The organism is Micromonospora sp. NPDC049559 (assembly GCF_040676675.1).
Lineage (GTDB): Bacteria > Actinomycetota > Actinomycetes > Mycobacteriales > Micromonosporaceae > JBFAPK01.
The window spans coordinates 124,964-150,176 of record NZ_JBFAPK010000021.1 but is presented as its reverse complement, the minus strand read 5'-3'; the positions used below and the strand labels follow the sequence as shown (position 1 = coordinate 150,176).

At 70.7% G+C, this 25,213-nt stretch carries 5 protein-coding genes; 4 read left to right on the top strand and 1 reads right to left on the bottom strand.

The annotated features are described in order from the left end of the window. Nucleotides 1–408 precede the first annotated feature (408 nt). Nucleotides 409–1,017: a hypothetical protein gene (locus AB0J86_RS22485; protein ID WP_363859538.1), complete on the bottom strand. Its 609-nt coding sequence runs from the start codon at nucleotides 1,015–1,017 to the stop codon at nucleotides 409–411. 79 nt (nucleotides 1,018–1,096) lie between these two features. Here AB0J86_RS22485 and AB0J86_RS22480 point away from each other — a divergent pair, with 79 nt between their 5' ends. The 4 genes from AB0J86_RS22480 to AB0J86_RS22465 all read left to right on the top strand — a co-directional run bounded on the left by AB0J86_RS22480 (nucleotide 1,097) and on the right by AB0J86_RS22465 (nucleotide 25,133). Next, complete coding sequence (locus tag AB0J86_RS22480; protein WP_363859537.1) at nucleotides 1,097–22,117, top strand: C2 family cysteine protease; 21,021 nt, start codon at nucleotides 1,097–1,099, stop codon at nucleotides 22,115–22,117. A gap of 198 nt (nucleotides 22,118–22,315) precedes the next feature. Continuing rightward, entirely contained in the window at nucleotides 22,316–22,867 is a 552-nt protein-coding gene (locus tag AB0J86_RS22475; protein WP_363859536.1) for a hypothetical protein, read from the top strand. Between the two features lie 204 nt (nucleotides 22,868–23,071). After that, nucleotides 23,072–24,283 carry a hypothetical protein gene (locus AB0J86_RS22470; protein WP_363859535.1) on the top strand — a complete coding sequence of 404 codons (1,212 nt, stop codon included), beginning with the start codon at nucleotides 23,072–23,074 and terminating at the stop codon, nucleotides 24,281–24,283. Nucleotides 24,284–24,542: 259 nt separating this feature from the next. Continuing rightward, entirely contained in the window at nucleotides 24,543–25,133 is a 591-nt protein-coding gene (locus AB0J86_RS22465; RefSeq protein WP_363859534.1) for a TetR/AcrR family transcriptional regulator, read from the top strand. Nucleotides 25,134–25,213 lie beyond the last annotated feature (80 nt).

Sequence of the window (25,213 nt, the reverse complement as noted above, 5' to 3'; positions counted from 1 at the left end):
GTTTTCAGTGTGTGGTGGGCGTCTCGCTCTCGCTCCGGGCGGCGCGGCGCCCGCCCCCCCCCCCCCCGCGACCGGTGCGCCGTCGGGGGCGGGAACCGCACCGAAACCTCCCGCCCGGCCCGACGGCGAGGACGACGGGCCGGTTCTGGCCGTCCCGACGGTGCCCGCGCCGGTGGGCGCGATCGGCACGCCGACGCCGGTCGCCGGTGGACCGACCGGCACCGGTGAGCCGGGCGGGATCGCTACCGGCACGGAGGGCGTTGCGCCGGCGGGTTCCGGGGCGTCCGGAAGTTCCGAGGCGAACGCCGGTGGCGGAGCGCCGCCGGTAGTCGGTGCCCAGTCCAGTACCCCGCCGGTGCCGGTGCCGGCGGGAGCGTTGACGTCGCCTCCCGGGCAGAGCCTGTTGGGTCAGGGGCCGGTGCCGGAGCTGACCGAGGGGATCGCGCCGCCGATCAGCGCCGTGGGTACCCCGGTCGAGACGGGCGTGGGGACGCCGACTGGTTCGTTGTCCGGTAATCCCGTGGCGGGCACGGTAGACATGCCGGTTGAGGGTGCCGCCACCACCGTTTCGGCGGCCGGTCCGCCCCCGGTGGCAGCGCCGGTGGTGACGCCGGCGTCACCGGGCGCCTCCTCGTGGACGGGCACGGTGGACGCCCCGGCCGCGCCGGCGGCCGGTGCCGGTCCGGTGCCGGTGGCGAGCGGGCCGACCCCGGTGACGGGCCTGCCGCCGACGGCGGCCGGTGTCGCCACGCCGGCCCCGGCCGGGGCGTCGGGTCCGTCCACGGCGAGTCTGCCGCCCACGGCCGGTGGCACATCGACGACGGCGGCCTCCGGTGCGGTCGCCTCCGGTACGGCCCCCGGTGCGGTGGCCCCCGGCGTGGCGGGTGTCCCGGCTACCACGAGCAGCCCGGCTACCACGAGCAGCCCGGCGCTCGCGAGCGTCCCGGCGCCGGCGTCCGGTACGTCGACGACCAGTGCGATCGGTACGGCCGCCTCCGCGTCGGCGACACCGGGCACCGCCGCGGCCGGTGGCGACGCGCGCCCGCGGGCGGACGACCGGCCCGGCGCGGTCGCGGACCCGACCGGCGGGAACACGATGCCCTCGCCCGCCGTCGACCAGCGGGAGCCGGAGGTCGTCGAGCTGGTGTCCCCGGCGCTTCAGGGGATGGACCCGCAGGAGCTCGAGGAGTTGCTGGCGTCCGCCCAGGCCGATCCGCAGCCGGAGGTCGTCGAGGAGAGGTTGTTCCCGGCCGCGCCGGATCCGCAGCCGGAGGCCGTTGCCGAGGAGGCGTTCTCTCCGCACCCGGCGGCCCCGCCGGTCGTCGTACCCGGGGCCGGCGCCGGTACGGGCTCGCCCCCGGCGCCGCCGGTCGGTGCGACCGGCGGCGACCAGCTGCGGGTGCCTCGGGTGGTGCACCTGGTCGTCGCCGACGCCGACCGGCTCGGTGACGAGACCCGGGAACGGATTGAGGCGTGGCGGGATCATGCCACGTCGCGCGACTGGGACGTTCGGGTGTGGCTGAGCCCGGAGACGATCGCGGCCAACGTCGACCTCGCCACCGGCAGCCCGAGTGGCGCGCGGGTCAGCCTCGAAAACCTGGCCGAGCTGCTCCCGGACGCGACCGGCCGGCGCCTCGCGCCGGACGACGTGGAACGCGCCCGCCGTACCGCCGTGGACCGGTTCGGAGGAGTCTCCGTCGACCATGAGCTGGTGCCAAGCGAAGTGGACCTGCCCGAGGCGTCGATGCGTCCCGCGGTCGGCCCCGACAGCCTGGCGGCGACGACCACGCCGGCCGAGTCCGCCGCGACGCCCGAGCGGCAGACGGCGGCGGGCGTCCCCGCGACCACCGTCTCCGGCCTCACCACCGTGGCGCCGCCGCTGTGGCCGGCGTCGCGGCTGTACCCAGGCCACCGCCCGGGTACGGCCCGCCAACGGTTCACGGCTCGGCGGCGAGGCGCGACCCAGCGGCGAATTCCGGGTCGCCGACGGGTGACGACGGTACATCCGGGTGCGAAGCCCTCGGGCCAGACCGCACCGGAACAGGCGATCCGGGTGGTGCCGGCGGATCTCCGGGCGGCGAAGCGGGTCATCGCCGCGCCGTTCGCTCGCCAACGGCGCGACGTGCGGGCGGGGCGTACGCCGGCCACGGACGTCTGGTCCCTGCTCGGCCTCCAGCACCCGGCCCAGCGGCAGCTTCTGGGACCCGTGCCGCGCGAGGTCACGCAGGTCTTCATGTACCGGGGCGAGGGGGACGCGACCGCTGGGGGCTCGACCGGACCCGGTACCCGCGCGGGAAACGATCTGCGGGCGGGAAATCCCGCCGATCAAGACATGGTGCTCATCGCGGCGTCCAGTCTGGGATCGCCGTCGGATCACTTCGTTCAGGATTCCTTCCGGCAACAGGTTGCGGTGCTGGCCGAGGACGTGCTCTTCCGCCGCCTCGCCGGCCTGCCGCAGCGCACGATCACCCTGACGGGTTCCGACCGGTCACCCGCGGACACGTGGCGGGTCGCCGACAGGATGCGGGCGGCACTGGCGAAATATGCCGAGCCGGAGCTGGAAGTGATGCTCGACGAGACCGACGAGGAACGGGCCGATTGGGCCATCCAAGAGGCACTGTCCGCCCTGGATGGTTTGGTTACGGTACGGTCGCATGCCCGCGTCCAGCCGGGTCACGTCCAGCTACCGTCCAACCTGAGCGTCAGGACGGAGCCCTCCTATCTGTTGCCCGAGGAACTGCTACTGGTCCATGAATGGGACCAGGACGACCCTCGCTGGCCTGGCTCGTGGCAAATGTTCTCTCCGGTGGCGGGTATCGACGCTCGCCTGGCGGACGCCCCCCCACTCTTCTTCTGGCCCGTCGAACCGTTGCCGGGAGAGGGCGGGTCTTTCCGGTACGAGGTGGCCTATTTCGCTCCCGCGACCGCCAGCTCCAGCGGTGCTCCCGCGACCGACGGGGAGCAGCCCTCGGCGGTGTGGGTCTTCCGGCTACCCGTACCGGCGTCGGGTTCCCCTGCGGCGCGCGAGCTGATCCGGGGCGCGGTGGCCGGGTTGAACGAGCGGTTCAGATTGCCGGTGGACACCCAGCTCCACGTGGTGCCGCTCTTCGATTCGAGTCAGCCGCCGTGGCCGGACGAGTTGTTCACCGGTGAGCCGGATGTGGTCCTGGCAAATCTGACCCGACGGATGTTGACCGAGCTCGGGGCGGTGGATGTCGACGCGGTCGCGGTGGTCGACGGCCTGGCGGTGGTGCCGCCGCGGGCGCTGATCCAGATCTTCGCGCGGGTGCGGGTCCACGACGGCCCAGGGGCCGGTGGTCACCCGGGGTCGATCATGCGTAGGAACGTGGGTGGTGCCGGCGAGCGGGGGAACCCGCCGCGGCTGGCGGCCAAGCAGTCGACGAACCCGCTGTGGCGGGTGGGCGATCGGGCGTTCGTCGTGCCGCCGGCGCAGGGCGCGGCGAATCTGGGTGCGGCCGTGGCCGGGATGGTCGCCCCAGACGCGTCAGTTCTCGTGGCGGCCGTTGCGGCCTCGCCATACACCCTGCAATGGGCGGGTGAACGCCGGGGCGGCGTCACGGCGGAGCGTTTCCTCGACGCGCTGGCCGAGGACGCGGTCACAGCGGGTGGCGGGCGCCCGCACCTCGTGTTGTGGGTCCAGGGTGATCCCAATATGGTCGTCGAGCTCGGTAGGCACGTCTGGAACGTGATGCGGGACCGCCGGGAGAGGGGAGCGCCGACACCGTTGTCGCTGGTCGTCGGTTATCGCCAGTACGGGATAGTGGAATGGGAGGCGTTCACGGGTGACCAAGACGCTTCCAGCACCACCAGATCCAGCCTCCGCGCGGCACAGGGCGTCGCACGCAGACTGACGCGGGGCGACGCCGAGTCATGGTTCAGGCGGATGGTGCGGGCCGGTCTTGCCGGGCAGCTGCGGGACGACCAACTGCCCGCATTGGTCGACCGGATCCTGAATCACCCTCGACTGGCTTGGGGCGTGCCGGCGAGCGAGCAGTCCGGGACGGCGGACGATGCGTCGCTGGGACGGCATGTCAACGTCCGCGTGCCCACCGTGGCGACGGAAGCGGCCCGGCTGGGACACGTCCGCCGCCAGCTGCGTGGTCACCGGGTGCTGTTGCCCGTGGTTCTGGACGACCAGCCGAGCGTCCGGGTGCACCTGGCCGCCGACCTGCAGGCCCCCACGCTGCGACTACCGGCGACCCTCGACGATCCGCCGCAGCACCTTGTCGTCGTGCACGACCGCGAGGCCGAGGACTCTGCCGAAACCCTTCCTCGGCAAATCTGGGTAAACCAGTACGCGGACGCGTACGGGTTCGTCGCGGCTTTCCTTCCTTCCTGGGTGTCGGCGACCGACATCCTGACGAGCAGGTCCGCCTGGCAGTCGGGCCGGGTGGTGGTGGAGACCGGCCGGCTGGGCCCGGGCGAGAACGCGTCGGGCGACCTTCTCACCTGGCCGCTCGACGGCGAGCAGTTGACGGCCGGCGAGTACCTGGAACGGCTGCCGGGGGACCCCGACGACGCCGCGCCGGTCGTGGTACTCACCCACTGGTTCGCGTCCGACACCGCGGCGTTGGAATCCAGTTTCGTGGGCGCCCTGTTGCGAGGCGGTGCCGACGTCGTGGTGGCCTGGCAGTCCGAGAGAGTAGTGGGCCGGCGCGAGATCCGGCGCGGGAACGAGACGGTGATCGAGGACGTGACGGAGGTGGCCGCGAGGTGGGAGCTCCTTCGCAGCCGTCTCCAACTGCGGGAGGCAGCCGCCGATCGCCCGGAAGGCACGGACAGGCTCCCGACGTTGCCGAAGGCGATCGCGAGGCTTCGATCCGGCGAGGTGCGGAACTACTTCGATCCCGCCGCCCTCGTGGTCATGCGGACGTACCTCCGCAGCCCGAAACCGAACAATCCCGACGAGCTCGTGTGGCTCAGGTGGGAACCGGAGACGCCCCGGTCCGAGGCGACCATCCGAGCCTGGTTGGATGACCCGGCCGGTGTCATCGTGGCACGGGAGGCCACGTCGCCTGGCGACCGCCGGATCGGCGTACCGGCGAAATTCGTGCGCCGGCACGAGCCGTCCGCCGGTGGTGCTCCGTACTACCTGGTCGACGCGGCCACGCTGGACCACCACCTGGGGCGGGTGGAGCAAAACCGCTCCGACTGGTCGCTGGCCTCTCGAGGCCAATGGCCTTTCAGCCTGGACGATTTGCTCGATCGCGCCATCGGCCACGTGCGGTGGCCCGATGAGCAAGAGACGATGACCCGGCTCGCGTCCGGCGAGGTGCTGAGCTACACCGACCCACATGCCATCAGAGCGCGAATGATGTTCGACAGCGGTGGTTGGCGGATCTTGGACGGCACAACGGTGATCGTCGCAGGGCAGAACACCGACGGCGAACCGACCGCCCAGGAGATCGAGGCATGGGTGCGGGGACCGGCCGGCATCGCTGTGGCGAACGGCGCCGTACGGCCGGATGGCCGCGCGGTCGAGGTGCCGACACGCTTCATCAGGAGGACGCACTGGGGCCCACTGATCGACACGGCCGCGCTCGCCGACGAGATGGAGCGGGTGGAGCGGGTGCCCGGCACCGAGAACCGGTGGCGGGTGGTGGTGTCCTCATCCGATCCCGCGCCGGTCTACCTGCACGACTCCTGGCCGGAGGAGGCGATCGGGGAACTCCTGAGCCTGACACCGGCGGAGGCGCGGTCCGGGTCCGAGGTGGCGCGGTGGCTCCTGACCAGGTTGGGCGTGTCGCCGACGCCGGGGGGCACCCGCGCCGAGACGGGTACGGAGCGGGTGGCGGCTCGGCTCGGTGGGCGGTTCGTGCCGTCCTCGGCACACGGGCTCCTCGCACTGGGGCACGCGGCGGTCACCGTCGCCCGGGTTGTCGATGCGGCACATCCCGCCGGTCACCTGGTGTTGGTCGCCCGCAGGGTCGATGGTCGGTTCGCCATCATGGACCTGGATTCCGTGGCGGATTCGACCCCCGTCGTCCATGCCGATCTGGCCACCGCACTCGGCGTCGACGCCCGCCGGGCGATACCACCGGTTCTCGCGGGAACCGTCGAACTCCCGGTGACGGTCTTTCCCCACACCAGTTCCGGGGGCCCGCAGCGCCTGCGTCAGATCGACCTGTCCGTCCACCGGGCCCCGAGGGTGACCTCCGGACCCATGTCGCTCCGGCAACCCGGCCAGGGCGCATCCGCCCACGTGCTGACGGCCGGTCCGTCTCGGTCGGTGGGGGAGCGGGCGCGGGAGGTGTTGGGTCTGTCGTCACGCTTCGACGAGGTGGTGGTCGGGGGGCCCCTGGACGAGACCTCGCTGCGTCGGGTGGTGGATGACGTCGTGGGGGCCGTGCGGGGCGGGGGTGATCCGGGACCGTGGTCGTTGGCCGAGTGCGTGGTGTTGGTGAACTCGTTTGTTCGGCGCGTTTACCCGCGGGGTGTGGTGCTTGGTCGAGTTGTGGACGACCTGCCGGTGGGGCGCGGTGGGGTCGCGGGGGTACGGGATGGTTTGATCGCCGGCTCCGGTTGGGCGCGGGTGGGTGATCGGTCGGCGTTGTGGCGGTCGTTCGAAGGGCTGGGTCCCGGTGCGACGGTGCTGTTCCTGGAGAGCCGCGGAGATGAATATACGGGTCACGCGCGGGCGTGGCATCGGACGACGGACGGCGTGTGGGGCGTCGACCCGCAGCGTGAGGATCGGGTTTACGCGGTCGAGTACGCCGCCGGCGAATCGAGCCTGACGGGTCCGTGGAATGGGCCGGACGGTCGGCCGGGCGTGGTGGAAACCTGGGCAATCGTCGTCGACGGTCGAGGTCGCGTGGTGGAGCCCGACGAGGCTCCCGGTGCTAGGTCGTGGGCGGTCTCCGACTCGGGGTCGGTGGCGAGAAGTCTGATCGACGCCCCGACCAGCCACGAGTTCGGTGCCCATGCCCAAGAGGTCGAGGTGCACAATGTTGCGTTCGTCCTGGGCGGTCGGCCGATGCGGGCGAGAACCAGGCTGCTGCGGTCGACGGACGGCCTGATCGAGGTGGTGACGGACAACAAGAAATTCTGGATAGGGGCGGACAACCTCTTCTATCCGTCTCTGGACGCGATGGCGGCTGCCGGTGTACCGCAGCATCCGCAACTGAATCAGCGGGCGCATGCCTCGGTGGCCGAGATCAAGGTCGTGCCGGCGCGGACGCTGGAGGGGGAGGATGCTCGGCCGCGCCTCGTCGACGTCGAAGCGCGGTTGAACGAGGTTGTCCGGCGGCTGTGGAATGCGAGGTCGGTGCGTGGGCTCACCGATCGGCCGTCGACGCGTCTGAGCGACCTGTTCCCGGAGCCGGACCAGTACGACATCGAGCCGGCGATGCGTGATGTTCTGGTGGCCACGTATCCGGGATTCCATGAGGATGCGCCGTTCTACCTGCAGGTCACCGAGGATGTGCCGGTGGCCGCTGTTTACGACTTCCTCGAGCATGTGGCGGAGCACGCCACGCCCAACGAGCCGGCCACGACCTACCTGCGCGCCGCGTTGCGGATCGGCCGGGATGTGGGAGCCCTCTACGTCGAGCGGGTGCTGGGTAGCCGCCCGTCGGACCAGGACATGCGGATGTTGGTCGCGTCCCGGCCCGTGGCGTCCGTGATGGGCGTCATGGCGATGGCCAGTTTGACGGCGGCGGCCGCGATCGACTGGGAGGTCAACCGTACCTTCATCGTGAAGGGCCGGATGATCGTGGCCACACGTCACTCTCTTTATCTGCTGGGGCAGGCGCTGGGGCGTGACATCCGCGAAGTGCTGCGAACGAACGTCTCCGAGGTGCACCAGATATTCGCCACGAGGTTCTTCGAAGCGGCGCCGAACTTCCCGGCCGCCTACGCGCGGCGTTACCAACTCCCGCCGGGGACCGCGGTGGACCTGTTCTCGATGACGCTCGTCAACGAGTACCGGCAGGAGGAGCGGATCGGGACCGTTCGACAGTTGCTGGCTGAGGTGTTCGATCCGGCGCCGGGCGGGCCGCGGATCCGACCGAGTGCGTTCGACGTCAGCGAGTCCGGCGACGGTAGCAGCCTCAACACGCGTGCCAGCGCACACGGTGAACTGCCGCCCACGGTTGCCTTGGAGGTCCGTTACTACGGCAGGCCGGCGGCCGGGACGCCGGACTGGCGACAGGGTTTCGTCAGCTACGAGACGATGATGGGTAATTCCCGGCGGCTGCGGGAAACGGCTCAGGCGGTTGATTCCACCGCCCGTACCGCGCACCTGCTCGGCGGCGACCAGCGCGGACGCGCAATCACCACAGCGCTGTTGCATGTGGCGACCACCGCGCGGGGTCAACGACGGCAGCGGATCGACGAGCTGCGCTACGCGATCACGGAATACCTGCGGGCGAATCCCGCGATGCGCGATCCCTTGGCCACGCTACTCGCCCCGGCCGAGGCGCGGCTGCAGACGGTGCTGCTACCACCGGATCGGACCGGCGCCCCGGGAGGCCATAACGGCGGACACGGCCCTGGTGGCGGCCCGTCCACCGGCGGCAGCAGCCACGGCGGCGGCTATGTTCGCGGTGGCTCTCCCAGCGCGAGCCGTTCCGACGCCCGACGTCAGCGTCGGCCAGCACCGTACGTAGCCTCGTCGCCGCCTTCCTCGTCGTCCTCCTCGGTTCCGCCGCCAATGGGGTTCTCGGGCGCGTCGGGCTTCGGCGGGCCGGTTCCACCGGTTCCTCCGCCGGGGGCTGATCCGCGTTACCTGTCTTCGGCGTTTCTTCCCTATTACCCGTCGAGCCAGCCCGGGCCCAGTACCGGTACCGGTGCGGTCGTGGGGCCGTACGGCCACTATCCGCAGCAGCCGGCACAGGGCCATTACTTCCAGCAGGGGCAGCCTCCGCAGCACGGCCAGGAGGGGCAGTATCCGGCGGGGGCGGGTTATCGGGGGCCTGGTGCTTCCGGGTCCGGGTCTGGCGGGCGTACGCAGGCGTTCATGGCTGATACCTCGGAGGCGACGGTCAGGGGGTTGGAGCGGGCGGTCGAGGACCGGAGGAAGCAGCTTCTTGCCGCTGGTGCGGACGCGGCCGGAGATGTGGTTCTCCAACGTCTGAGTGAGCAATTGGCCACCTATTCCGCCAGCGCCGGACTTGCCGATGCGGTCGGCGGGATGACGCTTGCCGGCTCCGGTCAGCCCGAGGGCGCTGCGGACGCCGGTCGCACGCCGGATCGACGGCGACGCCGCCAAGCGGCCGACGCCGAGGGAACGGTTGCGGACCCCGCGCCACCAGCCGGGCCGCTGCCCGAGACCATCGCCGAGCTGCAGCGGTTGGCGGAACGCGACTCCATGGTCACGAACGTGCGGCTGGCAAGCGACTGGCGGTACGAGCGTGCGGTGCAGGACCTGATCGACGATCTCGACGGGGAGGTGGTGCGCGGTCGGACGTACGCTGTGCTGCCCGACGCGGACGCCGAACGTCTGCTGATCGGCGACGAGTTCCTGGTGCGGGTGAGCGAGGCGGCGCCGGAGTCGGTGCCGGATGGTCACCGGCTGTTGGTCTTCGACTCGGGTCACGTACGGGTCCGGCACGGCGAGTGGGAGGCGGCGTTCGTTCCGGCCGGGTCGGCGTGGCTGCGGGAGGAGGGCGCGGACGGGGTCGCGTACTTCGTTGACGGGGATGATGCCGCTCCGGCCGACGAGATCGGGGTGTCCGCTCCCCTGGCGGGGACGGTGTGGAGCGCGCCGGTCGAGTTCCACGGCACCGATCTCCTCGGACTCGTCGACCGATCGGGCGCGGCACCCGTGCTGCCCGACGGCACGCCGGGTAGCCGGGGCACCAGCGACATCATCGGCTGGATTCGTTACCAGGCGGCCGTGGCGACCAGCGAGGACGCCATGCGCTGGTTCCAGCCGGACGGGGCGCAGCAGCTTGACGTCGTGATGGAACTCGTACTGCCGGAGGGTGCCTCTGACGAGAGCCCGAACCAGCGCGCCGACCGGGAGGCGACCGAGGAGAACCTCGCCGACTGGCTGACGGCCGGCGTGAACCGTCAGCTCAACTTCGGGCTGGTGCGGTGGAGCGCGCGGCGCGGCCTGGTGCGGTGGAGCGAGCACGGAGGCTTCGCCACGGCGTCGCCCCGCGCGAACGTCACCTACTCGATCGCCCGCTTTCCGGCCGGCACGGACATGCCGCCGTCGTACGGGCTGGTGCGGTTGCGGTACCTGGGGCAGGCACCGGTACCGGCCGTCGACCGCGAGCTCCAGGGGCAGCGTGAGTTGATTCTCGACGGTCGGGCGATCGTGGTGGACCGGGACCCGCGGACCCTGGAGCTGACGGAGCGGGCCGTCTCGGAGGTGCGGGCGCTCGCCGCCGACGTGGCGGCGCGGGCGGTGGAGCGGTACTACGCCGGCCAGCCGGGGCCCGAGGTGCTGGTGACGGGGCAGTACGACGAGGCCGCCGGTAGCGATGTCGTCGATGCGGACATCGGCATCGACGCGGCGCTCAAGCCGTTCCACCAGGCCCTTGACCTGTCCGTCCGCGAACGGCTGGGGGACCTGTCGCGCCGCGAGCCGTCCGTGGTGGGGGAGCTCACGGGAACAATCCGGATCGTCCGCGACCACCGGCCGATGGAGAGCACCGACCAGTGGCAGGCGTTCGCGATGCCGGTCGAGATTCAGGTCACGGCCCCCGCCCTGCCGCCCGCGCCGATCAACGGCGAGGGCATCCGCAGCAGGGGTTGGCGGAGCCCGGAGGCCGCCCCGGTGATGGAGGACCCGGTTCCGGCGACCGTGGTGGAACAGATCGCGTCCGAGCTGCCGGAAAGTGCCTTCGGAGCCGTCCGGTTCGAACACGGGGACGTGATGGACCTGGGCGGTGACGATCAGCGTCTGATGTGGCATTACGTGGGTGCGGGCAAGTACGACGTCGCCCGGGTCATGGTGGAACAGGTCGACCCCGACAGCGGGACGATCACCTCGCAGTGGGTGCGAATCTTCCGGCACCGGCTTCATCTCACGCCGGACACCGGCGTGCACCCGGAGACAGTCGAGAGGTTCCAGCGGGAGGCGATCGCGGGAGTACGGCACATTCTCAACGAGAAGTACCAGCTCCCCGGTGGAGACCAGTTCCACGTGTTGGTGGAGTTCGTCGACGAGGCCGACGCGCACCAGGTGGTCCTCGTGCGAGACGGCGACGACGTCCGTACCAACGTCGCCGTCTGGCCGACCAGACTTCTCAAGAGAGACGAGCGGTACCTCCGAGCCGCCATCACGCACGAGATCGTGCACGTGGCGACGGGCGCGCTCGACGACTACGAGGACACGGAGCCGGGCGTCCGCCGGACGATATTCCGCAGTGACCAGCCGGGACTGCGGGACCGGCGGGTGCCGCACCGGCACGAGCTGACCGTGGGCATCATGGGCGGGGTGGGGGACGAGGTGGTCCACCTCGTCCGCGCGCGATACCTCGAACACTTCGACTTCTACCAGCGGAGCCACTCCAACGCCCCGGAGACGACGGTGCGCCGGACCGGGAACCTGGTCCGGGTGGTCCCCGAGTCCGCGCTGGAACTGCGGCGGATAGCCGAGCGGGAGACCGTTGCCACGAACGCGCGGCTGGCGAGCGAGTGGCGGTACGAGCGTGCGGTGCAGGCCCTGATCGACGATCTCGACGGGGAGGTGGTGCGTGGTCGGACGTACGCGGTGTTGCCCGACGCGGCTGCGGGGCGCCTGCTGATCGGTGACGAGTTCCTGGTGCGGGTGAGCGAGGCGCCCCCGGAGTCGGTGCCGGATGGCCATCGGCTGTTGGTGTTCGACTCGGCCCATGTGCGGGTGCGACAGGACGAGTGGGAGGCGGCGTTCGTTCCGGCCGGGTCGGTGTCGCTGCGGGGGGAGGGCGCGGACGGGATCGCCTACTTCACGGACGGCGAATCCGATGCGGTCGCGGAGCCGCCCCCGGCGGCCGAGGATCCAACCCCGGTCACGGGAACGCTGTGGCGCGAGCCGGTCGAGTTCCGCGCCTCCGGGCTCGGCGAACTCTCGGCGGAGCCGGACGGGACGCCGCTGTTCTTCGGTGACGAGCTGCGGCGGCGGCTTCGTCTTCTGCGCCGGAACCGGCCGAACCGCGACCTGCCACCGGACGCGGTGGCGCGGACAACGGCCGATCTCATCGACTGGACCGGGCGCGCGGCCAGGGCCGCGACGGGCGACGAGGCGATGCGGTGGTTCCAGCCGGACGGTCGGCAGCGGCTCAACGTGGTGGTCGAGGTCGTGCTGCCGGCCGGGCCGGCCGGCGAGCCGGAAGCGGACCGCGCCGTTCGCGAGGCGGCCGAGGAGGGGCTCGGTCAGTGGCTCGCGGCGGTGGTGAACCGCCAGCTCAATGTCGGCCTGGCCCGATGGGGCCAGCGCCAGGACCCCCAGCCGGTGGTGCCGCGGGCCGACGTGAGGTATTCGATCGTCCGTACGCCGGCCGGTGCGAACGACCCACGGCCCGACGGCCTGGTACGGCTGCGCTATGCCGGGCCGGTTCCCGAGCCGTCCGTCGATCGGGAGCTTCAGGGGCAGCGGGAGCGGATTCTCGACGGCCGGACGGTCGTGGTCGATCGCGATCCCGGAACCCTGGGGCTGACCGAGCGGGCCGCCGCCGAGGTGGACGCCTTGGCGGTGGAGGTCGCGGCACGCGCGGTGGAGCGGTATCTCGCCGGCGTGCCCGGTCCCGAGGTCGCCCTGGTCGGCCAGTACGACCAGGCGGTGGACGATCCGGATGACGCCGAAGGCGGGATCCACGAGGCGCTCCCGCCGTTCCGGCTGAGCCTGGAGGCGGCGGTGCGCGAGCGGCTCACCGAGGTGTGGCACCGGCAGCCCGCGCCGACCGAGGTGGACGAGGTCGTGGAAACGGTCGGCGTCGGCCGTTACCACCGGCGGGTGCCGAACGCCGAACCGCGGCGCCGGTTCGCGATGCCGGTGGAGTTCCACGTCGCCGCGCCCGCGCTTCCGCCACGACCGATCGACGGCGAGGGGATCCGCAGCAGCGGCTGGCGCGGCGGAGCGCCGGGACCGCGGGTGGCGGCCCCGCTGTCGACGGCGGTGGTCGAACAGGTCGTCGCGGCGCTGCCGGACGACGCCTTCCGGCCCGTTGCCTTCGAACACGCGGACGTGACCGATCCCGTCGGCGACGACCGGCGGCTGCTGTCCCAGTACCGGGTCGACGGTAGGTACGACGTGGCCCGGGTACGCGTCGAGCGGCCCGACCCGGCCGACGGGCCGCCGCTGTCCCAGTGGGTACGGGTGTTCCGGCTCCGGCTGCACCTCGCCGCCGAGGAAGGCGTGTCCGCCGACACCGTCGGGCGGTTCCAGCGCGAGGCGACGATCGCGATCCAGGAGGAGATCAACGAGCGGTTCCAGCTCCCGGACGGGGACCAGTTCCACCTCCTGGTGGAGTTCGTCGACTCGGATCACGCGCACCACGTGGTGACCATCACCGGGACGGTGCGGGACGACCTCACGGCCGACGACAAGCACTGGCCGGAAGCGCTCCTGGACCGGCCCGAGCAGTACCGCCGGGATGTGATCCGACGCGAGATCCTGCAGGGCACCGGGCTGTATGACAGGTACCGTGACCAGCGGCCGGCCGGGCAGCCGCGGTCGGTGTTCCGCGGTACGGCGCCGGGGGCGCGCGGCTGGCTCCTGCCGCGTCCGTACGAGGGGCCGTGGGGGCTGATGGGGACGCTGCCGAGGCGGGGGGCGAATCTCATCCTGGCCAGCTACCTCGAACAGATCGACTTCTATCAGCGCAGCCACGCGAACGCTCCCGAGACGACCATGCGCCTGACCGGGGACACGGCCGAGGAGGTGCCCGTCGGGCTGCTGGGTCGCATCGCCGGCGAGGACCCGGCCGCTACCAACGCCCGGCTGGCCGACGACCCCCGGTACGGGGCGGTGGTCCAGGAGCTGCTCGACGCCGGCCACGGAGTTCTGATACCCGGTACCACCTACGCGGTACTGCCCGACGCGCACGCCGGACGCCTGACCGGCGGTGCGGGGTTCCCGCTACGGGTCACCACCGACGCCCCCGAACAGGTCCCCGACGGACAACGGCTGCTGGCCTTCGACTCACCGCACGTGCGGCTGCACCACGATGGCACGGAGGCCGCCTTCATTCCGGCGGGCACCGTGATGTTCGCGGAGGAGACGGCCGACGGGACCATCCACTTCGTGGACGCGGTGGTCAGCCTCGACGACATCCCGCGGCCCGGCGGCGCCGTGTGGTTCGACGATGACAGCGATGGATGGTCGGACTCGGAGTCGGAGCCGGCCGTGCCGGGATCCGCCGGTATCCCGGATGGTGCCCCGCCCGTCCGCACCTCGGGAGCGAGTGGGTCCGAGCCGGCGGTCGATCCGGCCGGTCCGGTCTCCGCGCCCTACTCGGCGGCTGAGACCTCGGCCAGCGAGCATGCCATGACGTCCCGGCCCGGTGACATCGCCGTCGACGATCGGAGTGGCCTCTCGGAAGTCGACGCGGAGAACCTCCGTGAGATTCGGCAGTTCTTGAGGGGCCTGGAGCATCCGGAGATGGATGGGGCCGAGATCCTGTCGTGGCGCGCCGAAATGGAGAAGCTGCCGGGTGCGCCGACTACCTCGCGGAGCCTGAACGAGTGGACCGCGCTTGCCATCAAGCGGAACGAGCTGTCCGTGCCGGGTCTACGAGGCGGGGCTGCGGGAGACGAGTACGAGGTCCATTCGGCGCAGATCGACGGCCGCGGTACGCCCATCGGTCAAGGTGATCCGATATTCTCCTCGAATGACGGGCTGATCGAAGTTGTCGTTGACGCGACCTACCTGTACCGGACCCCCGATGGAACATGGTACGGAGATCCAACGGACGTTCCGGCAAATGCTCCGGTAACCATGGCGCCGGTCTTCGTTCCGGAGATAAAGACTAGGCCGTGGCGCGTGTTGGCTTCCGAAATTCCGGAAGCGGTGAGCGAAGAGACGGTCCGGCGGCGGGTCGACGAAGTCATCGACATCCTGAGTCGGGCCAACGGGCGGCGTCTGTCGCAACTGCTGCCGGCCGATCAGTTCACGATCTCTCCCCAAGCGTCGAACTGGACGTTCGGCTATCGCGCCGAACTCTTCCCGAATCGTAACCCACTGCATGCGCATCACACGCAGGGGTTGCCGCTGAGCACTGCCTATATGGCGCTTGGTGCCGCATTCCGGTTCAGTCGCAACGGCGACGGCAAGCGTCTCGTTGGCGCGGCCATGCCATTCGGAAGTGCTGTCGCCCAGCGATTCCTTTCTCGGCGCGGTCACGCTAACCTGAACGATGCTGCCGTGTACCAGATAGCTGCCTTCGACCGCGAAACGTCGGCGATCCTCAGTGTAATGAGCGTAATGTTCCCGCAGGCCGGGGCCCTGGCCTTATCTCGGCTGCGGCAAAAGCAGAATGCGCTGTTGGTTGCGAAGGCGCTGGCCGGAGTGGCGCTGCGAACATCCCCCTTCGACATTGGCCGGGCGCTGAGTGCCTCCCACCGTGAGTTCTTTGCCAGTGCGGCGGAGGAGATCAAGACACTCTTTGTCGAACATTTCGAGCGGGCAATAGGAAGGGATGCCCAGTATTTCCATTCACTCCCGGGAGGTATTAACGGCTTACTCGGCTTCAAGAATATCGCGGAAGCCTCCGGCGAGCGGCGAAGCGTAGCGGAGTACTGGGATCAGCTGTTACTCGGAGAGGATTATCAGCTTACCTCGCGCGCTGTGTTCGGAACCACGCCTATCGGCGTACGGAATCGTCCAAACAATGATCCGCTGATTCACGTCGAAAACCGCGATCTCGGCCCGGTGCACACCTCGCTCGAGGATCACCGAGAGCGGACGGATCAGTACGCCGAGGCGGTCCGCAACGCCGAGCAGCGGGCGGCCAACCAGATTCTGCTGTCATCGACCTCCGAGGGTCGCGCGATAGTTGACGCGGCCCGCGGGGCGGTTGCCGCGACAGCATCGACGGTGCCCGGGGAAGAACGGCGTCGGGTCAGCCATCTGCGAGCGACCATACGAACGTACCTGGACCGCTATCCGGGCAACATAACGGCGCTGCAGAGCCTGCTGTCTGGGCTGGAGGGCAGATTCGGCGCGCTCGTTGTCGAATCGGTGCCAACCGCACCGCATGGCGGACGTCACGATGGCTCCCCTGGACCTGGTGGTGACGGTAGCGGGGGCCATGTTCGTGGTGGTTCTCCGAGTGCGAGTCGTTCGGACCGTCGGAGCCAGCGTCGGGTGGGGCCGTATTCCACTCAGCCGGCGTCGGGTTCGTCGATGCTTCCCCATTATCCGTCGGGTCAGCCCGGGCCAAGTACCGGCGCTGTCGCGGGGCCGTACGTCTACTATCCGCAGCCGCTGCCGGGGCAATACCCCCAGCAGTCCCAACAGTATCTGCAGGGGCAGTTTCCGTCGGGTTCGGGTGGGCCGTCGGGAGGTCGGCGCGGTCCGGGGCGGTCCGGGGGTGGGTATCCGCCTTCCGGTTCGGGCGGTCCTGGATATCTCGGTGATGTCTCGGTGTTGCGTGGTCCGTCGGTCAGCGGGCTGACCTGGTGGCGGCCGGGTGGGGTCGACAGTGTGGCGGAGCCGCTGGTGGCTTTTGCGTCGTTCGAGCGTGAGTTTGGTTGGCTCAGGCGGGTCAACGATGAGGGTGCGGGTCGCTCCGGCGTGGTCGAGGGTGACAACGGTTGGTTGGCCAACTGTTTGCTCCTCGCGATCGGTGTTCACCTGACCGTCACGGCGCGGGATCGGGATCAGGTGTTTGTGGTGCCGCCGGTGGGCCGGGGGGAGGGGAGTCGACCTGGTGGCGAGGGTGTTCTCGGGTTGCCGACCGCTGATGCCCTGGCCTATGCCGAGCAGTCCCGGGGTGGGACTGATCCAGGTGCTGGGCCTCGTATGTTGGTCGAGGTCGAGAGCTATGAGGCCATTGCGGTGGCTGTTGAGCGGGCGGGGCCCGGAGCGCATGGCTTTGTCATCGTCAAGAGTGACACGGCGGCTGTGGGACATGTCCTCAATGTCTTCAATGACGATGGGAATGGCCTGCTGTTCATTGACGGGCAGGTCCCGGATCGCCCGGCGCGGCTCCCGCGTGACGCCCGGATCTTCTTCGTGCCGGTCGGTCCAGTGGAGATACCGGTAGCGGGGGAACCGACCATGCCGGAAGAACTGGCCGATTACCTCACCGGGCCAACCCCGGGAACTGGCGGCCCCAACACCAATGCGGTCGCGTCGGGGTACCCGGCGGCGCCGGAGTCCGTCGAGGTTCCGGCGGTGCCCCCGTCCGCCAGCGCCTCCGGGCGGCCGGCGGCCCCGCTGCCGCCTCCGGCGGCACGACACGGCCGGATCACGGCCGAGGTCGAGGGCCTGCGCTTCCCGCCGATGGCCGGGAGGCCGCCAGCGCCGGGCGACTCCGGCGGTGGGGTACGGTTCGCGGCCGATCAACCGGTGCGGTTGCTCGGACCGGATCAGCGCGCGCCGGGCTACGTGATGGTGTCGCCGCTCAGCCGCACGGGCTCGGCGCGGTACTGGGTGCCGGAGGACGCGGTGCGGGACGGTGCGCCGCCGGTCACCGACTTCGCCGGCGAAGGGCTGTACGGTCCCTCGGCGGCGCCGGTGGCCGCCGACGTGTCCCAGGGAAGCCTCGGCGACTGCTATCTGATGTCGGCACTGGGTGCGATGGTCAACAGCGATCCGACGCTCATCACCGACCTGTTCACCGAGAACGCCGACGGCACCGTCGACATCGCGATGTACCTCGTCGACGATGGCGACCTCCCGCCCTTCGCGGAGCGGTCCGCCGTGCGTGGGGAAGACACGCTCGTCCGCTTCTCGATCCGGGTCGACAGGCGGCTCTACACCACCCGGGAGGGCGGGCGCGAGACGGTCTACGCCGGGGGAACGCCGCTGTGGCCGGCGCTGATCGAGAAGGCGTTCGCCGTGGTGGCCGGCGGCTACGCGAAGATCGCAGGGGGATATCCCCGGGCGGTGTGGCAGACCCTGGTGGGGCGCCTCGGTACCCACCAGAGGATCGGCCCGCAGTCGCGGTCCGGGTGGTTCGGCGAGGGCTTCGTGGCGCATCCGTTCGACCTGGACGTGGCTGGGCTGCGAGGGATCGGGCTGAGCGAGCCTGACGCGCGGGGTTTCCGCGAGGCCGTCGAGCGGGTGGATGCCGTGCGCTGGCCGCATGTCTCCGCGGATCTGGCCGCTGTCGTGGCCCTGGCACCCGAGGGCGCCCGCGAGGCGATCCGGAACTACTCGCGCCCGATTCTGGAGGGGCCGCTGGGCAGCGGTCATTACAGCAGCGTCGCCCAGCAGCTGCATCATCGGCTCACCGAGCTCCTCGCACAGGGCGGCTACGCGACGTTCGCCACCAAGGAGTGGGGCGTTGGCGGATGGGGACGCGCCGCAAACGGTGCCGATCTGGTTCCCGGGCTGCGCCCGAAGCACGGGTACACGATCCTCGCGGTACGCGCCCAGGGGACGGGTGAGCGCAGGCAGATGTACCTGGTGCTGCGTGAGCCCTTGGGAAACCTCGGCCGCCGGTACGGGGTGTCCGGGCAGCGGGTGGTCGCCGGTGCCGGCCAGAATCCCGTTTTCGTGCTCGACCTGTCGGACGCGATGCGTTACGGATTCTCCATCAACTACCAGCTGCCGGCGGTCTCTCCCGCCACCGGGCCGGCATCGGGGCAGCCGGCCGGCCCACTGATCTTCGGTCCGCCGTCGATGGATCCGGACGCCGACCCGGCCGCCACCTCGGCCCGGGCCATTCGGACTTCGTCGTCGGCCGCCGGCCGTTCGACCGGTCCCGGTACGCCCGACGCCCGCGATCGGTGGTCCGGCGTCGGTGCCACGGGGTTCGCCTCCGCCGCTTCCTACTCCGATGCACCGCCTTCCGGGGACCAGACGAGCCGGGTGCGGCGTGACTTCGCCGAAACCGTGCGGGAGGGCTTCGGACCGTTGCCGTTTTTCCCCGGGACGGGGGGCCGGGTGGTGACGGCGCAGGCGTCGCTGCCCGTCGATGGTGGGCACCGGAATGTCGACCGGCCCCGCAGGCTGGGGTCCGCGCGGGGTGTGAAGGGCCTGTCCCGTGTTCTCGCCGCGGTTGGTCTGGGCTCACCGACCGCGCGGGGACAGCAACTCGCGCCTCTTCCGCCGCCGGTGAGGACTGGGTCGATAGTGGCCGATGTTTCGGTGAGGCGGTATCGGCCGGTCGGCGAGGGAGCGCCGGCTCCGGACGACTCGCGCGGTGCCACCAAGCTCGTCCGCGGCGACACGGTGTACATATTGGAGTCGGATCCGGGGACCCCGAAACACCTTGTGGTGGCGCTTCCGGGAAGTTCGGTCGGGTATGTGGTCCAAGAAAAGGCCGTGGCGGTCCGACCCGGGCCGCGCGTTGCCAACTTCGCTGGCGAGAGGTTGTTCGGCCCTACGGGCCGGCCGGAGATCGGGCACCTGCGCCAAGGAGACCTCAACGACTGCTTCCTGCTCGCCGCGCTGGGTTCGATGGTGCACCGGGATCCGAGTCTGATTACCAACTCGATGAGTGAGAATGCCGACGGCACCGTAACCGTCCACCTGTATCGCTTCAAGGACGACGGCAGACCGCCGTTCTTGGTGTCGGATGTCGCGCGCGGCGCCGTCGAGCGTTTCTCGGTCAGGATGAACAGGGAACTCTATGTTTCCCGCGAGGGGCAACGTCAAGCGGAGTACGCGGCGGCGGACCCGCCGTGGCCGGGCTTCATCGAGAGGGCGTTCGCCACCGTGGCGGGCGGCTACCGGATGCTCGACGAGGGCGGTTGGGCGGCTGCCGTCTGGCATACCCTGCTCGGCGTCCCGGGCCAACAGCAGCAGATAGGCATGGGTAGCCGGCGTGATCGGTGGCGCCGCTCGGGGGGCCGCGCGCATCCCGCCGATCTGGACGTGGCCGGGCTGCGGGGGATCGGGTTGAGTGGAGCCGATGCCGAGAGCTTCCTCGTGGCTGCCAGGGCCGTTGACCCCAGACAGCAGCCTGGCGTGTGGGCCGACCTGGAGTCCGTTGTGGCGCTGGCCCCGGAAGCCGCTCGGCATGCACTTCGCGAATACGCTCGCCCTATTCTCGAAGCACCGTTGGGCAGTGGCCGGTACAGCCGCGACGCCCTGGACATGTACGACCTTCTCCGCCGGGTGTTCAAGCAGAACGGTCTGGCGGCATTTGGCACCGAGGGCTGGGACCACAAGGTTCCAGGTCTGGTGCCGGGGTTGAGGCCGGATCATGCGTACACCGTTGTTGATCTGCGTGCGGCAGGCGATGGTCGCCTGTTCATCGTGCTGCGTGAACCGGCTGGTGACCTCGGTCGTGGGTACCGGAGCTCCGGGGACCGAATCGTTGCCGTAGCCGAGACGCACGCCGTCTTCGAGCTCGATCTGGCGGACGCGATGCGTTATGGCGACCTGTTCTATTACCAGGTGCCGGCGAGGCAGGACGAGCGCTCGTCGTGGGGAACGCCGAGCGGAACCGCGGGCCAGCCGGCTCGCCCGCTAGGGTCTGCACCCCGGTTGTCAGCCTCGCGGCTGGAGGAGCCCGGGCGGGTCGATGGGCCGGCGCCCACGGTGGTAGCTGAGAGCGGTCGGTTGTCGCGCTCCGGCGCCCCGCAGGATGCGAGTCTCCTGGGCGGTCCGGGCCCGGCAGCCGCAGTACGGGCGGAGGTGCCGCTGCCGAAGCCCGTGCCGTGGGAGGCGGAGATCACGGAGTACCTGACCGTTCCGGTGAGCGGTCCGCGTGCGGGATCGACCGCGGCGGGTGGGCACCTGCGCTTCAGCAGGGGTGATGGGGTGATCGTGGGGGAGGAATCGCCGGACGGAAGCCTCTTCATGGTGTCTCCGGACGGCGGTCGGAGCTGGGCCTGGGTGGGGTCGGGGTCTATACGGCACATTGACGTGCGGCCGGTGGTTGCTGATTTCTCCGATCTGCCGATGTTCGGCTCCGCGGGTCGGCCCGAACTCGGTGACGTGCACCAGGGGGCGCTCCATGATTGCTTTCTCCTGGCGGCCGCGGCCAGTACGGCCCGCAATGACCCAGACTTTCTCAGAGACTCGTTCGCCGAACAGCCGGACGGCACTGTCTTGGTTCGACTGCACAGGCGGCAGGCTGGGGGCGCGGCTTTCGCCGCCGTGCCCGTCCGCGTCGACAAGCGGATGTACACGTCGGGTCTGGGGGCGGGCGGCGACCGTGGAACGCCCCTGTACGCCAGGTCCAATGTCTTGTGGCCGATGCTACTCGAGAAGGCGTGCGCGAGTGTTTCGGGTGGCTACCGCATGCTCAATGAGGGTGGGAAACCAGAGAGAGCCTTCGAGAGGATTCTCGGACGTGTCAGTTCTGCTGAGGATTTCAATACTTCGGAAACCGGGCGGGTGGTTGTCGCCCGACGGCACCCGTTCGACATGTCCCGAAGGGAACTGATGGAGCTGGGAATGTCGGAGGTGGACGCCGAGGCGTTTCGAAGAAATGCGGCCGGGGTCCGCAACACGCTTCCGCCGGGGGGCCACATGGATCGGAGAATTGTGGTCGCCTGCGCGCCGCCAACCGCTCGTCCCGTCCTGAGTTCTTATGTCGAGCGGACACTGGACGGTCCGTCGGGTAGTGGAGTCTACGCTCAGCCCACGCTGGAGTTTCATGATCGCCTCCGGCGGCTGCTGGCCGCTGGCGGAATCGCGGTGGCCGGCACGGCGTCTTGGGACGGCCAGGTGCACCGGCTGCCGGATCTCGTACCCTGGCACGCTTATTCGATCATCGCGGCTTTCTGGGAAGGTGCGACGGCCCGCGTGCGGCTGCGAGACCCGAGGGGCGGTGCCGGTAACGTTCGCGATGAGCACGGGAACAACGTCGACGGGGAGTTCGACATCGACGTGTCCCAACTGCCGCGCTTCTTCAAGGCCCTGCAGTATCTGCCCGCTGCTGATGACCGCCGGAACGACGGCCCAGAAACACCCAGCGCGACCAGGCCGTACCCGCACGGGCGTGGCCGTGGAGCGGCCGGGGCCCGCATGCCGTTCGTGACCGAGGCGCGGGAGAGTCTCGGGTCGCTGCCGATCTTCCCGAGGTCCGGGGCCGGGCGTGGGTAGTGGAGCCCGCCCGCGTGCCCCACGGCCGTGGTCAGCCGACCGCGCCGGCGGTCGCGGGCCCCGCCGTTGGCGCGACCGGGACCGGATTGACCGGCCCGTCTGCCACTCGCCGGTCGATGGGCGCGAACAGCCATTACCCAGGTACGCCGGCGAGCGTCGTGCGTACGCTTCATCCCGATCCCATGCCTGGAGGCAAGAATGGACACCGCCACCCGTCCCATCTGGAGCACTGTCGAGCCCGGCTGGCCCGTCCGGTCGGAACAGGTCGAGGGGGTCACCCTCGGCGTACCGGAGGGCTGGCGGCCGGAGGCCGCCACACCCGCGGTCGGCGGCGTCACGGAACGCGCCTTCACCGGCCGCTTTCCGGGTGAACTCCTCGCCGTGGCGGTCATGCCCGAGGCCGATCCCACCCACAACCTGCGACTCTGGGTCGACGCCACCATCGCGCTCATCGGGTTGCCGCATCCCGCGCTGGCGCCGGCCGGTCTGCTGGAGTGGGCGGCGGAGGGGGAACAGGTCGGTTGGGCGGCTGACCTCGGTGTCGACACCTGCCTGACGTACCAGGGTGTCCTCGGCGACAGCCCGAACCTGAACCGCTGCTACGTCGTCCTGGCCCGGCGCGGCACCACCGCCTGGCGGATCGTGCTCTCCCTCGCCTCGGCCATGCTCCCGGGCAGCCCGGACGAGGGAGTGACGGCCCAGGACCATGTCCGGGCGGCGGCCGTCTTCGGCGGGCTGCGGCTGGGCTGAGCCGACCGGGCCGCGGCCGCCCGAGCAGCCCGGCGCGGCCGCCGAGGGCGACACCGCGGCCGGCCGGGTCCGGCCCGCGCCCGTCCGATTTTGAACCAGCCCCTCGCCGCAGCCGTCGTCGGGGTGTCTGGCCCGAGAGCGACCGGTACGCCCGGGCGGGCAGGACAGTCAGAGCGACCCGTCGAAGACCGGAGGGCTGAGGCCATGACCCAGGCGGTAGAAGCGTCCAGCAAGCAACTCGCCGCCTTCCACCGGTTGCTGCTGCGGCTCTCGGGCCGGCTGCCGGACGAACTGATCACCAGTTCCCGGCGCTGGCTGGCCGAGGGCGAGTTCGTGGAGATCGCCCAGGCGGTGCTCTTCGCCGCGCTCGCCAACCGGGTGGAGCTGACGGAGGACGACGTGGCGCTGCTCTCCGGCGTCCTCGCCGAGGCGGGGGAGGACACCGAGCCGCTCGCCGACATCGAGCGCGTGGACGGCGAACCGCTGCCGCCGTACGGGGTGGCCCCGGTCAGCCCCGACGAGCTGGCCGAGCACGGCGACGCGGTGCCGTACTGCATCGACCTGACGGTGCCGTACGACGGACCCGGCGCCGCGGACGAGATCGACCGGGCTGCGGTCGCGGCGCTGGCCGCGCGACCGGACGACCGCGCGGGCGCGACCGCCCTGTGGCGTGCCTGGCGCTTCCCCTCGATCGACGCGCCGTGGCCGCCGCCGCGTCGGATCTACCTGGTCCAGGGCGGCGACGAGGCAGGCCTGCCCGCGCTGGCCTCCCGGACCCAGGACGCGCTGGAGGCCGCCGGCGAGGCGGACCCGCAGGTCGAGGCTTTCCTGGACCCGGACGACCTGCCGACGTACCAGCGCACCGCGCTCGGCTTCTCCACCCTGCTCTGGGCCGCGGCCCCGCCGGTGACGCCGCTCGTGGCCCGGGTCTACGACACGCTCGACCCCGAAGCCGGCCCCGGCTTCGCCGCCGACCATCCCCGCATCGACGGCGAGGACCGCGACCGGGTGCTGAGCTACCTGACGGGAAGCACGCCGCTGCTGATCACGCCGACCCGCAGCCCGGACGTGGTGGATGCGGACGCCGGCGAGGTGGTGCCGACCGGATTCTTCACCGACGGCCGCTGGATCTGGACCGACGCCGTCGCCTACTACCTGCGGGTGTACGGGCTGGCCCCTGATCCGGATTTGCTCGACGCGATCCGCTCCAACGACCATCTGCCGCCCGAGGTCGACGCGGTGGCCCTGCACCGGGCGCTCTCCGCCCTCTACGCGCCGGTGGCCGGGCCGGCGGACTCAGCCGAGTCCACCGCGGGCCACACGCCCTGGCCCGCCGAGCCGGCCGAGGAACACTCCGTCGAGGGCGGCCGGTCGACGGCGGGCGCGGCGTTCGTCGGGCCCGTCGAGGTGGCCTAGTTACAAAACTGCCGGCGGTTGTTGACACTTCACCAGGCGTAGGTAGCGGCTCGTGCGATCGACCAGGGTGGCGATCGCGGACCGGCCCTGCCGCCGAGCCAGCCCCCGCGTTTACGGCCACGCATGTACGCGGCCGGTTTCCGGCTACCGGGAGGGCGCTTACCCGGCGCGGGCCACAACACAGGGGATGAGCTGGGCGATTAACGAGATGACCGACCGTCTTGTAATATCGGTCCGACCTGACGAGGAGGGGTACCGAATGGCACGCACGAGGTCCGCGGCGTCGGACCACACGAAGCAGCGGCTGGCGGACTCGGCGCTCGCGCTGTTCCACCGACGCGGCTACCACGGCACCAGCGTCCAGGACATCGTCTCTGCGGCCGGGGCGCCCAAGGGCACCTTCTACAACCACTTCGTGAGCAAGGAAGCCCTCGCCGTCGACGCCGTGGAACGTTACTGCGCTGCCATCCCACTGGAGATGCTCGACAGCGCGGCCGGTGGGACGCCGCTTGAGCGCATCGCGGCCCACCTGCATCGCGTCGTGGAAATCACCTGGACGTGGTATGACCGGGGCTGCCTGCTGGGCAACCTCGCCACCGAGATGCCCGCGCACAGCAAGGTCGTGAGTCAGGCCGTCGCCGACGGCCTTGCCCGGTGGATCTCCGCACTGGCCCGTGCGATCGAGGAGGCGCGGGCCGCGGGCGAACTGGGATTCGACGGATCCCCCGCCGATCTCGCCGCATTCATCATCGACAGCTACGAGGGCGCTGCGGCGCGGTCGAAGGTTACGGGCACCTCAGGGCCGATGCGGCTGTTCCTGGACACCACTCTGACCCGCGTCCTCGTCTGAGGGTCGCGCGTCCCCGGGGGATTGCGGCCACCACTCGCCGCACCGGGCATGAGCGCCCCCACACCCCAGAGTTCCACCAG

Coding starts and splice junctions, on each gene's coding strand:
- AB0J86_RS22480 (WP_363859537.1), top strand. CDS start 1,097: ATGCCCTCGCCCGCCGTCGACCAGCGGGAGCCGGAGGTCGTCGAGCTG.
- AB0J86_RS22475 (WP_363859536.1), top strand. CDS start 22,316: ATGGACACCGCCACCCGTCCCATCTGGAGCACTGTCGAGCCCGGCTGG.
- AB0J86_RS22470 (WP_363859535.1), top strand. CDS start 23,072: ATGACCCAGGCGGTAGAAGCGTCCAGCAAGCAACTCGCCGCCTTCCAC.
- AB0J86_RS22465 (WP_363859534.1), top strand. CDS start 24,543: ATGGCACGCACGAGGTCCGCGGCGTCGGACCACACGAAGCAGCGGCTG.